Raw genomic sequence first — 14,705 nt, 5'->3', positions numbered from 1 at the left:
ACCGGCCACCAGTGTGTTATTTCAGTAACTCAGTGTGCAATAATATCAACAGCAACAAGCCACTTACCAGATTAAATTACATAAGGTTAATTTGTCGCAATATGTTGCGGCACATTTTATCTCTGTAATGCCGGTTCTTAGCGCAATATCAAAGCGAAAAACTTAACCCCGCAGCTACTTTATGTCACCCTGTTGGTAAAATGCCTCAACAACAAAAATAGCAATACAACCGACAGGAACCTGTATGAGAACTTTTACCCCTACCTTGCTAGCGCTGGCCATTGCCAGTTTTACCCTGCAGGCAGAAACTGACATTACAGCGGATAAAGCCCCGGCCTGGGACGTTAACGCACCGCAAGGCCAGTTCGAAACAATAGATATAGCCGTATCGCAAGGCAGTTGGATGAATGTAACAGTAAGCCCGGATGGCAAAACAATTGCTTTTGATCTGCTGGGCGATATTTACACTATGCCAATAACCGGCGGCAACGCCACACAGCTAACGAAAGACATTGGCTGGCAAATGCAGCCCGCTTTTAGCCCGGACGGCAAACATATTGCCTACACCAGCGATGAAGGCGGTGGCGATAATATCTGGATTATGAATGCCGATGGCAGCGAGCCGCGCGCGGTAACCAATGAAACATTCAGGCTGTTAAACAGCCCGGCCTGGAGCCCGGATGGCGAATTTATTGTGGCACGTAAACACTTTACTGCCAGCCGCTCGCTGGGCGCCGGTGAAATATGGCAATACCATAAAACCGGTGGCAAAGGCATTATGCTGACAGAAAGAGCTAACGATCAGAAAGACTTAGGCGAACCGGCATTTTCGCCAGATGGCAAATACATCTACTTCTCACAGGATGATACACCGGGCAAAACCTTTCATTACAGTAAAGACTCTGAAAGCGGTATATATAAAATAAAGCGTTTTGAACGCGAAACCGGCAAGTGGGAAGTGGTGCTGGACGGCGCCGGTGGGGCTATCCGCCCTACACCATCGCCGGATGGCAAATACCTGGCCTATATCCGCCGGGTAGATTTTCAAAGCACGCTGTTTTTATATGATTTACAAAGCGGCGAACATATTAAGCTGTATGACGACCTGGACAGAGATATGCAGGAAACCTGGGCCATTCATGGTGTTTACCCTACGCTAAGCTGGACACCCGATAATAAAGCTTTGGTATTTTGGGCCGGTGGCGAGATTAAAAAGCTGAATATTGCCGATAAACAAGCCACAACTATCGCATTTAACCTAACCACCAGTAAGCAAATTCAAACAGCGGTGCGGGTAAAACAAGATCTGGATAAAGATCAGTTCGACACCAAAATGCTGCGCTTTATTCAGGTATCACCAGATGGTAAACAGGCAGTATTCACCGCACTGGGCCATTTGTATATTACTGATATAGATAACCCTAAACCCCGGCGTCTGACAAAACAAAGCACTGACTTTGAGTATTACCCGCAATTTTCCCGCGACGGTAAAGAACTGGTATATGTTAGCTGGAACGACAACAGCCAGGGCGCGGTGAATATCGTTAACCTGCGTAATGGCCGCATCAGTAAACTTACCGGCGAACCGGGCAAATATATAGAGCCGGTATTCAGCCCGGATGGCAAAACGGTCATTTACCGTAAAACCGGCGCTGGCAGCCTGCTGCCCCGCCAATGGTCGCTAAACACCGGCTTATATAAGATCAGCAGCAAAGGCGGCACACCGGAGCTTATCAGCCGTAATGGCCGCGCACCCATGTTCGGTGCCGACAATAACACTGTTTATGCCGTCGACTACGATAACGCCCCCAGCCTTATCCGCATAGATTTGACCAAACATATCCAGCAAACGCTGTACACGGCCAAGTTTGGTACTGAATTTAAACTGTCACCGGATGGCAAATACCTGGCTTTTGCCGATCGCTTTAAAGTTTTTGTTACGCCTTTTACCGAACGCGGCAAAGCCATTGATATCAGCGGTACGGATAAGCAATTTCCGGTAAAGCAACTGTCGGTGCGCGCCGGTGAATATATCAGTTGGAGTGGTAACAGCCGGCATATTTACTGGAGCCTGGGGCCAGAGTTGTATCATGCCAGCATTGAAGGCTTGTTTGATTTTAGCGACAAAACTGACTTTGCAGCAAAAAATGGTATTAACCTTGGCTTTACTGCACCGACAGATATATCGCGTGGCAGCGTGGCTTTTGTTGGCGGCCAGGTGATCACCATGAACGGCGATGAAGTGATCCAGGATGGTGTAGTACTGGTAGAAAACAATAAGATAAAAGCCGTTGGCAAACGCAGTGACGTGGCCGTACCAACCAGCGCAAAAGTATTTGATATCAGTGGTAAAACCATTATGCCTGGCCTGTTTGACGCCCACGCCCACAGCTCGCAGGGAAGCAACCAGATTATCCCGCAGCAAAACTGGCAGAACTATGCCTCACTCGCTTTTGGCGTTACTGCCATTCATGACCCGTCTAACGATACCCGCGAAGTTTTTTCCGCCAGTGAAATGCAGCAGGCCGGTATTATTGCCGGGCCACGGATTTTCTCTACCGGTACGATTTTGTACGGCGCTGAAGGTGCCGGTTACACCTCGCATATCGACAGCCTGGATGATGCTAAATTTCATTTAGAGCGCCTGCAAAAAGCCGGGGCATTCAGCGTAAAAAGTTACAACCAGCCACGGCGTAATCAGCGACAGCAGGTTATTCAGGCCGCCCGCGAGCTAAATATGATGGTAGTGCCCGAAGGTGGCTCATTAATGCAGCACAACCTGACCATGATTGTCGATGGCCACACTACCGTTGAACATGCACTACCGGCAGCAAAAGTGTATGACGATATTAAGCAATTGTGGCAGGCCAGCAAAACCGCCTACACCCCTACGCTGGTAGTGGCCTATGGCGGTATTTGGGGTGAAAACTACTGGTACGACAAAACCGAAGTGTGGAAACACCCGAAAATGCGCAACTACGTACCAATGGACCAACTGGCGCCGCGCAGTATGCGCCGCCCCACGGCCCCGGATAACCACTACAACCATTTTAATGTGGTAAAAACCGCCAAAGAGCTAAGCGATATTGGTGTAGTAGCCAATATAGGTGCTCACGGTCAACGTGAAGGTTTAGGTGCACACTGGGAAATATGGATGTTTGCCCAGGGTGGTATGAGCCCGTTGGAGGCGCTGAAAACCGCTACTATCAACCCGGCGAAAACCTTTGGTATGGACCATCAGTTGGGCTCGATTGAAGCCGGTAAACTGGCCGACTTAATAGTAATAGACGGTAACCCGCTGGAAGATATCCGCGTGAGCGACCGGGTTAGCCATACCATGGTGAATGGCCGCTTATTTGATGCCAACAGCATGAACGAAATTGGCTTGCGCGAGCGCAAACGCCAGCTATTTGAGTTTGAACCACGTTAAAACATGCAGCCCCGGCATATGGCCGGGGCTACTCTAAACAACAAACGTAGAATAAGCCTTAGCGTTTCAGCAAAAAATGGAGCTGGTTACGTAAGCCCTCTTTATCCTGGGTATCAAAAGGTAATACCAGGTCATCTTTGCCATTACCAGTAAGATCCATAACACGCACTTTGCTGGCATCGCGTGGCAAATCTACTTTTAATCTTTCACTGCGCCGGCTGAACAACCGTTTATCATCATGCTGATATAGCCGCAGTTGTTCGCGGCCATCCCCCACCAACAATGACTTAAAACCATCGCCACTGAGGTTAGCTACCTGAAATAACGGCATGTCATAGCGGAAGTTACCAATGCTGACATCTATAGTTGCCTGCTGGCGAAAATCAGCTTTGGCACTGTACCGGCGTTGTTCATTTAATAAATAAAAATCAATATCCAAATTAGCGCTGCCACGCAGCAATACCCGAACCAGTGTGCCTACGCCAAAATGGGTGCTGGGAATATAAAAATCTTTGCGGCCATCACCGTTAAAATCGTCAATAACTACATCTATCGGTGAAGTATCGGTTGTAATAAAAGTATCAGGCTCGGCACTGAAGCTTAGCCCCTGCTCAGTTACACTGCCAAAGTGAATACGAAAACTGTTATTACGCTCCAGCGCATCGGCCAGTTGTTCACGGTTAATCACCAGATCCACTATGCCATCACCATCTATGTCAGTAATATCACGTAGCGTATCGATATTCTGGCCACTGTAGCTACGCCCGGCATCGTTGCGCTGGTCCGCTTCCTGCTCGGTAGACAGTGCCACCGGCCAGCTCATTGTCACAGGTTCAGTGGCAAAACTGCCATCAGATTGCTGCAAAAACGCCTGAAATTTGCCCTGCCAGACAAACAGCAGATCAGTTTTACCGTCCTGGTTTACATCAGCAAGATAGGGCTTACGCGGGTTGTAATCCGGGCTGGTACGCCAGCTTTGCACCAAGGCCGGAATGTGCAGCGGATAATGGTTAAAACTACCATCATCCTGTTGGCGGTATAAATGCGTGTGCTGAAAATCAGCAATAATAAAATCAGTTAAACCCGAGCCAAGATCGACAACAAAGTTAGCTTCGCGCAGCCGGTTTTGATCCAGCACCCGATACAAGGATGTACTGCTAACAAGCCGTTCAGCCGCGGTATTGTCCGCATTTAACCGACTAATGCCCCCCAACCCCAGAAACACCAGTTGTGGTTTGCTGTCACCGGCCAGTATGGCTTTATTAAAAAATTGCGCATCAGACGGTATAGGCAATAACTGCGCTTTATAATCGGTTAAATCAACTACCGACAACCAACGGGCAAACTGGCTAAACCCTGATACCAGTAGCTGCTGCCGCTCTGGTATATGGACAATGTTGCCATTGGCAGGATGCTGTAACGCCACCGTTACTTTATCTAACTGTGCCGCCAATGCTTCGCCACAGACAAAGCCTAAAGCAAACAGCAGCGTACTGACTTTCCTCATTATTATTATCCCGGTTAAAACGTTAGCTGAATAAATAGCATTACGTAACGTAGTCTTATCCGGATGATAACGCAAAAAGCCGGTAAATACCGGCTTCAATTATGTAACAAAACTTAGCGGGCGTTGGTGCTTTCGAAAATTTTATCTGCAGACGCGGCTACAAAACCGGTATAGAGTAAACCGTTTGTCATTGGATAACGGCGGGCAAACTCATAAAAGCAGCTTGGAATAGTAGCAATAGCATCGCTGAACTGTACCGGGTGCAAATCGGCCAGCGTAGATGACTGCTCTAAGTACACTTGTGGTGTACCTTTAATTTCGCCACCTGAGGTATTAAGCAAAAAGCCTTCGTCTTTTAATGTCTTGTTTACCTGCTCTAAGGTACTGAAGCTTTGCAAGTCATTCACACTTACTGTGAAGTGATTAGCCCGGTAACCCCAGGCTGCAACCCAGGCCGCATATTCACTTTCTGCCAGCAGCTTTTCATAGGTAGCCTGGCTTACCTGCCAGTGTGTACCACTGTACAAAAAGTTATCTGCTGTTACTGCATCGGCCGGGATTTGTTCAACCAGCGCGGTAATAGTATCGCGCAGGTAAGCCGAGCATTTATCTAACAGCAGTTCAGAGATAAACACTTTGGGTAAGCTGCGGTCCGCATGCTCATAGTGCTTGGCATACAGCTTTTTCGCTTCAAAATGATACTCGCCACACTCTTCATAGCCCAGTGCTTTAAAGTGTGCTGCCAGTTTTTCCAGCCCAACCTTTTCCAGATTAAAAGTACGCAGCGCAATATGATCGTTAATTACGTCATCCTGCTGCGAGCTACCCAGCAACTGGTGCACTTTTTTGGCAGAAGGAGTCACGGCTACATAGTCTTGCCACAAGTTGGCAAACAACGCTTTTACATCAGTATGCATATTTATTCCGCCTTAACATTTACCAGTTATTACTTGTCTGGCCCTCAGGCCTTATCTAACACTATAAATCTTGCCATATCGCCATCGTGCAGCTGCAGTGTATCGGCAAATTCTGCGCTTAGCAGTAGCTGCTGCTGATCTGCATCAAATTTTGCATTCTTACCAAAACTGGCCCTGAACTGTTGCAGCGCCGTGTTCGCTACTGCCAGCGTTTGCTCGCCCTGAACTTCAGCAATTTTCACCCTGACTTTTTTACTGGCTGCAACCGATTTAATCTGGCTTAACCGGGCTTCTACCGTTGGGCCGGCGTCGAATAAATCGATATAACCACGGTGAGCAAAACCCTCATTTTCCAGCATATTAAGCGCTGGCTTGGTGTTTTGATGCACCTGACCGATAACATCCTGGGCGGCCTGCGGCAGTAAACCGACATAAATCGGATGGCGCGGCATCAGCTCGGCAATAAAGGCTTTTTTACCAATACCAATTAAATGGTCCGCCGTTGGAAAATCAATGGTTAAAAACAGTTTTTGCAACCAGTGCCAAAATGGTGGCTGGCCATCACTGTCGGCAGCGCCGCGCATTTCAGCAATAACACGATCGCTAAAACGCTGCGGATACTCGGCCATAAACAAAAACCGCACTTTGGATAAAAAGCGCCCGGCATGGTTGCGCCGGTAGCTTTCGCGCAAAAACAGCGTGCAAATTTCAGATGCGCCGGTGTAATCGTTACACAGTGTCAGTGTTTTTAGCTGGTTAAACACATTTAACTCAGCACTATGGTGAATAACGGTGTTCTGCTGAAAATGATACAGCGGTGTGCTGGTGCCCACCGCAGCCTCTATGCCGGTGGTACCTACAATTTCACCGCTTTGGGTATCTTCCAGCACAAACAGATACCCCTGATCGCCCGGTGTAGTTACCTCGGCCGCAAAGCTGTGCTCGGCATGCGCAATTTTCTGCTTTAGCCGTTCATCGTTTACCGGCAACGAGGTAAAACCAGCACCGGATTCTATAGCGATGTTTTTCAGCGCTGCAAAATCAGCTGCCGTTATCGGCCGGATAACTAACATGATTTACCCCTTCACTACGTTAGCTACAGCCTGCTCAAAGCGGGCTAAGCCTTCGGTAATGTCAGCATCAGGAATGATCAGCGACGGCGCAAAACGTACCACGCCGGTACCGGCAACCAATGCCATCAGGCCCTGATCCGCTGCTGCCAGCATAAAATCACGCGCTTTGCCGGCATAATCGCTGTTTAACACGGCGCCAATTAATAAACCTGCGCTACGTACTTCACTAAATACATGGTATTTATCGTTAATTTTTTTCAGGCCATCCTGAAATAATTGTGCTTTGGCTTTAACATCCGCCAGCACTGCAGGTGTATTGACTGTGTTGACCGCGGCTAAAGCAACAGCACAAGCCAGCGGGTTACCACCATAAGTAGAGCCATGCGTGCCCACCACTAAATGCTTGGCAATGTCAGTAGTAGTTAACATAGCGCCAATCGGGAAGCCACCACCCAGCGCTTTGGCTGTTGTCAGAATATCCGGCGTTACTCCATACCCCATATAGGCATACAGCTCACCGGTGCGGCCAACGCCGGTTTGTACTTCATCGAAAATCAGCAGCGCATTATGCGCATCACACAACTCGCGTACGCCTTTAATAAATTCAGCCGTGGCGGGCATTACCCCCCCCTCGCCTTGCACCGGCTCTACCATTACTGCGCAGGTATCAGCGTTAATCAGTGCTTTTACGCTATCAAGGTTATTAAATTCACCATGCACTATGGCTTCTGGCTTAGGGCCAAAACCATCTGAGTAAGCACTTTGACCACCCACAGTAACGGTAAAGAAAGTACGGCCATGAAAGCCCTGCTTAAAAGAGATAATCTGGTTTTTCTGCTCGCCGTATTTATCTTTGGCATAGCGGCGGGCCAGTTTCAGTGCGGCTTCGTTGGCTTCAGCGCCGGAGTTGGCAAAATACACTTTTTCAGCGAAGGTAGCGTCAACCAGTGCCTGAGCCAGCAACAGCGCAGGCTCGTTGGTCATTACGTTAGATAAGTGCCACAGTTTATCAGCCTGTGTTTTTAACGCCGTTACCAACGCCGGGTGACAATGGCCAAGACAGTTAACGGCAATACCACCGGCAAAGTCGATAAATTCTGTACCATTTTGGTCCCAAACGCGTGACCCCTCGCCTTTTACCGGAATAATTTTAGACGGGGCATAGTTTGGTACCATCACATCATCGAATACGCTTCTTGAAACCTGCATAACTACCTCACTTGTGTCTGTTGCAATGGCCTGCCTTTATCGGGATAAACGTTGGCTGGCTCGGATAAATTTAACCCTATTATATTGCTCACCACTGCCACATTGCAGTACCATTATCGACAATTTAACAAGCTTGAATTGCAATTCAACGGAAAAGGTTAGCAAAATGATAAGCAAGGAAGATGAAAAGCTACTCGCTGTACTGAAGCACAATGCCCGCGCCAGTATTTCCGATCTGGCACGCATGCTGGACCTGTCCCGCTCTACCGTACAAACCCGCATTGCCAAACTGGAACAAAGCGGCGTGATTAAAGGCTACTCGGTAGATTACGGTGAGGACTATCTGGCGTCGCTGGTATCAGCGCATGTCAGCATTAAAGTGCGGCAAAAACTCACCGCCAAAACCAATATTGAGCTAAAGCAAATTGCCCAGGTTTCAGCACTGTACGCCATCAGCGGTGAGTACGATCTTATCGCCATAGTGCAGGCACAAAGCACCGAACAGCTCAGCCATATTCTGGACGATATTGGTAATTTAGACGGTGTAGAGCGCACTAATTCGTCGGTTATTTTAGAAACCAAATTTAAACGTTAACGTGATTAATTCTGCAATATATAGATAACTAAATGTAAATAGATATTGCCGAAGCTATAACAACGTTTTAAAATCGGCATAATTTACCGATAAGGACATTGTCATGGCTGAAATTCTTCTTAATACCCGACCACAACATACCAGCTCTTTATTCGCCAATTCTGCGTTTGCAAATAAAGACTGGCAGCAGCAGTTTTATCGCAATAACAAAAGTATTGTTGATGATATTCTTCTGCCTTATCAGCCATATATGTTAAACGCAGGCCAGGCTGATACTCACGACTTTTATAGCCAAATGTGCACTATTCCGCTACAACAGCGTGAAATTATCGGCCATACAGTAGAAAGTATTGGTTCAGATAATACTCTTGCGCTGGCTGCGATGTACGATGAACATATTTATCCATACCTGAAAGAAGATGGCATAACGTTAAGTGGAGCCTTAGCGGGTACTCTTGCGTCAAGCAGAAATGGCTTAATGGAAAGCATGTCAAAGTATGAAAAAATTTTACTGCAGATATATGACGCAAGAAAAAGTGGCGCTGGCAGAGCTGAAATATTGAGACTGGAACAGTTAGCCAGAATCCAACACGCAAAACTGCAGCAAACATTTGAATATCAACTCCAACGGCATCTAACCAATTTTAAGTCTCCCAGAGCACGAGGCGCAGTAGCAAATGTAAATAGAGGAACTAACATTGCCCGTTCTGGCCGGCTAAATCAATCTACAGTTGCCAAACTTGAAGTAACGAAATCAGCCGACGTGAAGACATTAAGGAATATGTCTACACGAGCAACATATTTGGGAAATAGTGTAATCCTGCTTGATGCAGGAATCCGAGCTTATAACGTAGCAGATGCTAAACACCAGGGACAGGATTATCATAGAGTTGCAGTGCAGGAAATTACTGGCTTTGGCGCTAGTACTGCCGCAGGCGCTTATACAGCACAAATTGCTTTTGCATCAACTGCAGCTGCAATGACAAAAGTTGGTATAGCATTGGGATGGACGCCAGCTGGGTGGGTAATTTTAGCTGGAGCTGGCTTAACAGCACTAGCTGCCGGTTATTACTCAGCTAAGTATGTTAATTCCGCAGCCAAAACCGGTGCTGGCGTAATTTACGATAAAAGTTCAAACTTTTCATCCAGAGGCAGGAGATGATTTCAACCGCTACACCTGACGATATTATGTTCATTGCGACCATTATAATGTTTGCGTTTATGATTAATTTTTTTCTCTCTTGGCTTATATTTGCGCAAGTTAGCATGAGACCATTGGAGAAAAAATTAAAAGTATTAAACAAAGACACTATTAGTGATTGGGATGGCCCTGGTTGGCGTGTTGTGACGTATGCAATGAAGCTGGTATTGCCAGCTTCGTTCTGGGGAAAAAATACCATGCTAATTGATCCTTATCTACTCAAAGAGCTTGCCACATCCAAAGACAAAACCCTGGCTCTGTGGCTAATGTTGTCCGGCATTCTCTTTATTGTTGTATGTGTTTGGTACGTAGAAACTTTTCCGTAAATCTAAATATGTACATCTTGAGATATATAAGGCATGCATCTACCAGTGTCGATCTGAAACAAATAGATGTGAAAATGTTGTACGCCGTGTTGAAAGCTGGATGCGTTGCGGTGCACACCATGGACCGATTTTGTAAAGGAATCGCTGGCGCAGCTTACGATATAAGCCAAAATCGTGGTGTAAGAGGCAGGAGATAATGTCTGATAATCTAGCCTATACAGATTTCGAACTACTCTAGGCTGGGGCAGAATATCTTCCCCATTTCCGTTATTTTAGCAACGTTACCGTTGGCTCACGCTTTTGCTGCCATAACTGCGGGTTGGCTTTCAGATAATCAATAAAGGCCTGTGCAGCGACTTTGCAATCTACCCCTTCCGCTTTACATGGCAATACGCCGCCATTGCGATAACGGGCACTAAACGACTGCGCCCCGCTGCTGTCTTGTACTGCTTCAACCCTTGCCACCGGATACAGCCGGGGCTGCTGGTGGCGTAATATTATATCCTGCCGGTCACTCTGTTTTGCCTGCAATTGCTGCAACACTTGCCAACCGTCGTTGCCATCGGCCAGATAGCTGGTAGTTACCATATTGTATTGCTGCCGGGCGCTAACCGCTTGCCAGACACCATCCTGTTTTATATCCAGTACAGTTAACTCTGCGGTATCAGGCCCGGTTTGTTTTGCCACATAACGTATACCCGCAACATAAGGAAACTTACCGGTATGGGCACCGGGCGCAACAGACTGGCTGATAATATCAGTTAGCAAGGCTGTTAAATCTGCACCACTAATGCTAAGCACGCTAAGCGGGCTGTCAAACGGCAGTACCTCTAAACGGATATTGCCCTCACGTATTTCACCTGCTGATAACGGCGCTCGAATATTACCCGCACCAATTAGTGCCAGTTGCACCGGTCGCTGGATCAGGTTTTGTATGGCGCTCTGATTAACATATGCCAGCATGCCATCAGCAATATGTCCGGCCAGCACAGAGCCATGGCTATCGCTGCCTGCTGAACCCGGCAGGCGCACATGCAGTATTTCAGCTTCAGTGGCATTTATTACGCCACCATAGGCTTGCTGCACAGCCGGTAAGTATTGGCTATCCAGCAAAGTGCGTAACGCTTTATCCTCCTGCACAATAGCTGTGCGCGGCAGGCTGGCAATATAACGCTCTGTCTTAGTTTGTTTAGCTGCACTAAAGCGGCTTGGTTTATCGCGCAGTGCAGAGCTGAAATAATCTGTGCTTGCCAGTAAAGTATTCTGCCCGGCGCAGCTTATCAGCTTGCCGGCGTTGTTAAACTCAAGCCTGGCCTGACCTACGGCCTGCGCAAACTGACCGGCCTGCACTACACAGGTTTGGCCTTTACCATCCGGGTTAGTCACTATTTCGGCATAAGGCCGCTGTGCCCCTAAATACCAGTGCCGGAAATCGCCCAACAGGCTGTGTGAATGGCCTCCCACTATGGCATCTATGCCATTAACGGCACCGGCCAGCGCTAAGTCACGCTGATGGCCCAAATGGGTCAGTGCAATAATATGCTGCACGCCTTGTGCCGTTAAAGCATCTACAGTGTGCTGGGCGCTTTGTATTTCATTGCTAAACACCACAGCGCCGGTATCAGGGGCTATAGCACGCATATCCTCCAGCGCCAGGCCAAATACTGCGACCACTGCCCGCCCCGCTGCATCAGCAACGCTGCTTACCGGCGTGAGTTGGTTGTGAGCAAGCACAAATAAACTGTATGGTTTCAGATTCTGGCTGTCAGCCAGCAGCGGTTCGGCAGTAGTATCAATATTAGCGGCCAGAACAGGGAAATTAACCTTATCAATAAAGTCGGCCAGCTTGGTTAAACCTATATCAAACTCATGGTTACCCAGTGCCATGGCGTCGATATTCATCCGGTTTAACACGTCAATGTTAATACGTTGCTCAAACAACTCAAAATATGCGCTGCCTTTAAACGCATCCCCACCATGCAAAAACAAAGCGGGTACGCCATCTTGCGCTGCCTGCATACGTAGCTGCTGCGCTTTGGTTAACAAGCGCGGGTGGCCACCAATATAGGTATAAACCGGCTTGCCGGAAGCATCTTTCACGCTGGCCGGGCTGGCATCAAACTGCGAATGGGTGTCGTTAATATGGAGCAGGCTTAAGGTTAAACCAGACTTTGGTGCTGATGCCGGTGCTAAAGCGCAGCCGGTCAGTAACATTGCAGAAAAAAGCAGTGAAAAGGCAAATCGCATAAACGGCAAACCTTGTTGCGGTACATAGGGCAAAGATATTGGCGGCTACCTTAAGCACAAAACAGCATGATCTCAAGTTAAAATCTGCCTTTGTGGCTTGTTTTGCTATGCACTGGCAGGCAGGATCGGCGTTTTGCACTAACAGAGATAATTATGGCAGCAATTTCAAACGTAGCTTTACTGGTAACCGACTATGACGAGGCTATAGCTTTTTACACCCGGAAATTGGGCTTTGATTTACTGGAAGATACCAACCTTGGCGCAGGTAAACGCTGGGTACAGGTGGCACCGAAAAACAGCGGTGGCACTGCCTTGCTGCTGGCCAAAGCCAGTAACGAAAAGCAGCTGTCAGCTGTGGGTGATCAGGCCGGTGGCCGGGTATGGCTGTTTTTGCAAACCGACGATTTCTGGCGAGATTACCATGCAATGCAGGCTGCAGGTGTGGTATTTCACGAAACGCCACGACAAGAGCCTTATGCTACCGTAGTGGTATTTGAAGACTTATATGGCAATAAGTGGGATTTACTGCAGCGAAGTGTTTAAGTAAGGCGGCAAAATGCCGCCCTTACTGTATATAGCTCTTGATAAAATCAGAGTGCCTGGCTGATTTTCTCTGCCAGTGCTTTTATTTTTTCCATATCGCCCATTGCCGCACCATGGCCGGATAATTTACTTAAATGCTCCGGAATTAAGTGAAAATGCAGGTGCGGTACGGTTTGCCCCGCAGCGGTGCCATTTAGCTGCAGCAACACTACACCTTCTACTCCCAGCGTAGATTTAAGCGCCGACATCACTTTTTGCACTGTGGTCATCGTATGCGCCAGCTCGTCAGCGGGAATATCCAGCAAAGTTTCGGCAGCAAATTTGGGGATCACCAGCGTATGGCCGTCGGCCTGCGGCATAATATCCATAAAAGCCAGGGTGTAATCATCTTCGTACACTTTAAAGCTGGGGATTTCACCGCGCAGAATTTTGGCAAAAATATTGTTGTTATCGTAGCTCATACAGCTCTCCTTAATGCGGGCCAATACAGCAAACTTAGCCGATTATGCCAGTACTTGACGATATTAAACCAGCTTTTGACGGAACAGATTAGTACGCAAACGCGGGCTTTATCGCCCGGCGCCATACATTTTTACCGGAACACGCCGTAAACCCATCCCTGGGAGCTCGATTCGCGCCGTCCGGGCGCTCAACGGTTCCGGCTAAAAAGTATTATGCCGGGCTCAATCAGGCATTGCAGCAGATTTTATCAACCAATCAGGTACTTCGCATGAAAATGCAGATGCTGTTCTATAAAGCTGGCGATAAAATAGTAGCTGTGGTCATAGCCGGCCTGCATACGAATATCTGCTTGTGCGCCGCTTTGCTTAGCCGCAGCAATTAAGCTTTCAGTGCGCAGTTGCTCAGGGTAAAAACTGTCTGCCGTACCTTGATCAACCAATAGCGGTAGCGGATTTTTCGCGCCACTTAGCAGCAAAGATGCATCATATTGCTGCCATTGGCTTTTATCTTCGCCCAGATAACCGCTAAAAGCTTTAATACCCCAGGGGCAGTTTACCGGGTTACAAATCGGTGAAAATGCCGACATACTGCTATAACGCTGCGGGTTACGCAGGCCTATCACTAAAGCACCATGGCCACCCATCGAATGGCCACTAATAGCACGTTTGGCCGATAACGGCAGTTCAGCTTCAAGCAACTGCGGTAATTCACTGACAATATAGTCGTACATACGGTAATGCTTAGCGAATGGCTCGCGCGTGGCGTTAACATAAAACCCGGCGCCCAGGCCAAAGTCGTAAGCGCCATCTGCATCGTCCGGTACGCCGTCACCGCGCGGGCTGGTGTCGGGTATTATCAGCGCTATACCCAGCTCAGCCGCAATACGCTGCGCGCCGGCTTTGGCCGAAAAGTTTTCGTCAGTACAAGTTAAACCCGATAGCCAATACAGCGCAGGTACAGCCTGTGTTTCTGTCTGCGGCGGTAAAAATACTGAGAACTGCATATCGCAGCTCAGTACCGTTGATGTATGAGTAAAACGAACTTGTTTGCCACCAAAACAAAGCTGCTCGCTGACTTTGGTTAATTTCATTGTCTCGGATGCCGTCATAATGGGTGTCCTTCAGATGTCCGATAGAGAGGATTAGAACCCCGTTCTGGTCGCCACAGAGTGTCTGAGCCCTGCCGTAGGCATTAG

Annotated in this window: 12 protein-coding genes; 5 read left to right on the top strand and 7 right to left on the bottom strand. The window is 48.0% G+C overall.

What is annotated here, in order from left to right; translation table 11 throughout:
• Window positions 1-244 precede the first annotated feature (244 nt).
• The gene (locus J3B89_RS15715) at window positions 245-3,430 is read left to right on the top strand and encodes an amidohydrolase family protein (RefSeq protein ID WP_215398553.1); all 3,186 of its coding nucleotides are present in this window, start codon (window positions 245-247) and stop codon (window positions 3,428-3,430) included.
• Window positions 3,431-3,488: 58 nt separating this feature from the next.
• On the opposite strand, the gene J3B89_RS15710 is transcribed toward J3B89_RS15715, so the two are convergent.
• From J3B89_RS15710 to J3B89_RS15695, 4 genes are all read right to left on the bottom strand, one after another.
• Window positions 3,489-4,937 (bottom strand): FG-GAP repeat domain-containing protein, encoded by a 1,449-nt coding sequence (locus J3B89_RS15710; RefSeq protein WP_215398552.1) that lies wholly within the window; start codon window positions 4,935-4,937, stop codon window positions 3,489-3,491.
• Between the two features lie 113 nt (window positions 4,938-5,050).
• The gene (locus tag J3B89_RS15705; RefSeq protein ID WP_215398551.1) at window positions 5,051-5,854 is read right to left on the bottom strand and encodes a DUF1338 domain-containing protein; all 804 of its coding nucleotides are present in this window, start codon (window positions 5,852-5,854) and stop codon (window positions 5,051-5,053) included.
• Between the two features lie 44 nt (window positions 5,855-5,898).
• Window positions 5,899-6,927, bottom strand: coding sequence for an arginine N-succinyltransferase (astA, locus tag J3B89_RS15700; protein ID WP_215398550.1), 1,029 nt, complete (start codon window positions 6,925-6,927; stop codon window positions 5,899-5,901).
• A gap of 3 nt (window positions 6,928-6,930) precedes the next feature.
• Window positions 6,931-8,136 (bottom strand): aspartate aminotransferase family protein, encoded by a 1,206-nt coding sequence (locus J3B89_RS15695; protein WP_215398549.1) that lies wholly within the window; start codon window positions 8,134-8,136, stop codon window positions 6,931-6,933.
• A 166-nt stretch (window positions 8,137-8,302) separates the two neighbouring features.
• Between J3B89_RS15695 and J3B89_RS15690 the strand changes: the two genes are divergently transcribed.
• The 3 genes from J3B89_RS15690 to J3B89_RS15680 all read left to right on the top strand — a co-directional run bounded on the left by J3B89_RS15690 (window position 8,303) and on the right by J3B89_RS15680 (window position 10,258).
• The gene (locus J3B89_RS15690) at window positions 8,303-8,731 is read left to right on the top strand and encodes an Lrp/AsnC family transcriptional regulator (protein WP_215398548.1); all 429 of its coding nucleotides are present in this window, start codon (window positions 8,303-8,305) and stop codon (window positions 8,729-8,731) included.
• Window positions 8,732-8,834: 103 nt separating this feature from the next.
• Window positions 8,835-9,893 carry a hypothetical protein gene (locus J3B89_RS15685; protein ID WP_215398547.1) on the top strand — a complete coding sequence of 353 codons (1,059 nt, stop codon included), beginning with the start codon at window positions 8,835-8,837 and terminating at the stop codon, window positions 9,891-9,893.
• Complete coding sequence (locus tag J3B89_RS15680) at window positions 9,890-10,258, top strand: hypothetical protein (RefSeq protein WP_215398546.1); 369 nt, start codon at window positions 9,890-9,892, stop codon at window positions 10,256-10,258. The genes J3B89_RS15685 and J3B89_RS15680 overlap by 4 nt, the downstream gene beginning before the upstream one ends.
• Window positions 10,259-10,525: 267 nt before the next feature.
• Here the strand turns inward: J3B89_RS15680 and J3B89_RS15675 are convergent, their stop codons facing one another.
• Window positions 10,526-12,505 (bottom strand): bifunctional metallophosphatase/5'-nucleotidase, encoded by a 1,980-nt coding sequence (locus J3B89_RS15675; protein ID WP_215398545.1) that lies wholly within the window; start codon window positions 12,503-12,505, stop codon window positions 10,526-10,528.
• A gap of 153 nt (window positions 12,506-12,658) precedes the next feature.
• Between J3B89_RS15675 and J3B89_RS15670 the strand changes: the two genes are divergently transcribed.
• Window positions 12,659-13,048 carry a VOC family protein gene (locus tag J3B89_RS15670; RefSeq protein WP_251372481.1) on the top strand — a complete coding sequence of 130 codons (390 nt, stop codon included), beginning with the start codon at window positions 12,659-12,661 and terminating at the stop codon, window positions 13,046-13,048.
• A gap of 47 nt (window positions 13,049-13,095) precedes the next feature.
• Here the strand turns inward: J3B89_RS15670 and J3B89_RS15665 are convergent, their stop codons facing one another.
• Window positions 13,096-13,509 (bottom strand): HIT family protein, encoded by a 414-nt coding sequence (locus tag J3B89_RS15665; protein WP_215398544.1) that lies wholly within the window; start codon window positions 13,507-13,509, stop codon window positions 13,096-13,098.
• Between the two features lie 248 nt (window positions 13,510-13,757).
• A complete protein-coding gene (fghA, locus tag J3B89_RS15660; RefSeq protein ID WP_215398543.1) occupies window positions 13,758-14,618 on the bottom strand; it encodes an S-formylglutathione hydrolase in 861 nt (286 codons plus the stop codon).
• Between the last annotated feature and the right edge of the window lie 87 nt (window positions 14,619-14,705).

Origin of the sequence: Rheinheimera oceanensis (assembly GCF_018831085.1) — a bacterium.
GTDB lineage: Bacteria > Pseudomonadota > Gammaproteobacteria > Enterobacterales > Alteromonadaceae > Alishewanella > Alishewanella oceanensis.
This window is presented reverse-complemented; position numbering and strand designations above follow the sequence as displayed.

Coding starts and splice junctions, on each gene's coding strand:
- J3B89_RS15715 (WP_215398553.1), top strand. CDS start 245: ATGAGAACTTTTACCCCTACCTTGCTAGCGCTGGCCATTGCCAGTTTT.
- J3B89_RS15710 (WP_215398552.1), bottom strand. CDS start 4,937: ATGAGGAAAGTCAGTACGCTGCTGTTTGCTTTAGGCTTTGTCTGTGGC.
- J3B89_RS15705 (WP_215398551.1), bottom strand. CDS start 5,854: ATGCATACTGATGTAAAAGCGTTGTTTGCCAACTTGTGGCAAGACTAT.
- astA (WP_215398550.1), bottom strand. CDS start 6,927: ATGTTAGTTATCCGGCCGATAACGGCAGCTGATTTTGCAGCGCTGAAA.
- J3B89_RS15695 (WP_215398549.1), bottom strand. CDS start 8,136: ATGCAGGTTTCAAGAAGCGTATTCGATGATGTGATGGTACCAAACTAT.
- J3B89_RS15690 (WP_215398548.1), top strand. CDS start 8,303: ATGATAAGCAAGGAAGATGAAAAGCTACTCGCTGTACTGAAGCACAAT.
- J3B89_RS15685 (WP_215398547.1), top strand. CDS start 8,835: ATGGCTGAAATTCTTCTTAATACCCGACCACAACATACCAGCTCTTTA.
- J3B89_RS15680 (WP_215398546.1), top strand. CDS start 9,890: ATGATTTCAACCGCTACACCTGACGATATTATGTTCATTGCGACCATT.
- J3B89_RS15675 (WP_215398545.1), bottom strand. CDS start 12,505: ATGCGATTTGCCTTTTCACTGCTTTTTTCTGCAATGTTACTGACCGGC.
- J3B89_RS15670 (WP_251372481.1), top strand. CDS start 12,659: ATGGCAGCAATTTCAAACGTAGCTTTACTGGTAACCGACTATGACGAG.
- J3B89_RS15665 (WP_215398544.1), bottom strand. CDS start 13,509: ATGAGCTACGATAACAACAATATTTTTGCCAAAATTCTGCGCGGTGAA.
- fghA (WP_215398543.1), bottom strand. CDS start 14,618: ATGACGGCATCCGAGACAATGAAATTAACCAAAGTCAGCGAGCAGCTT.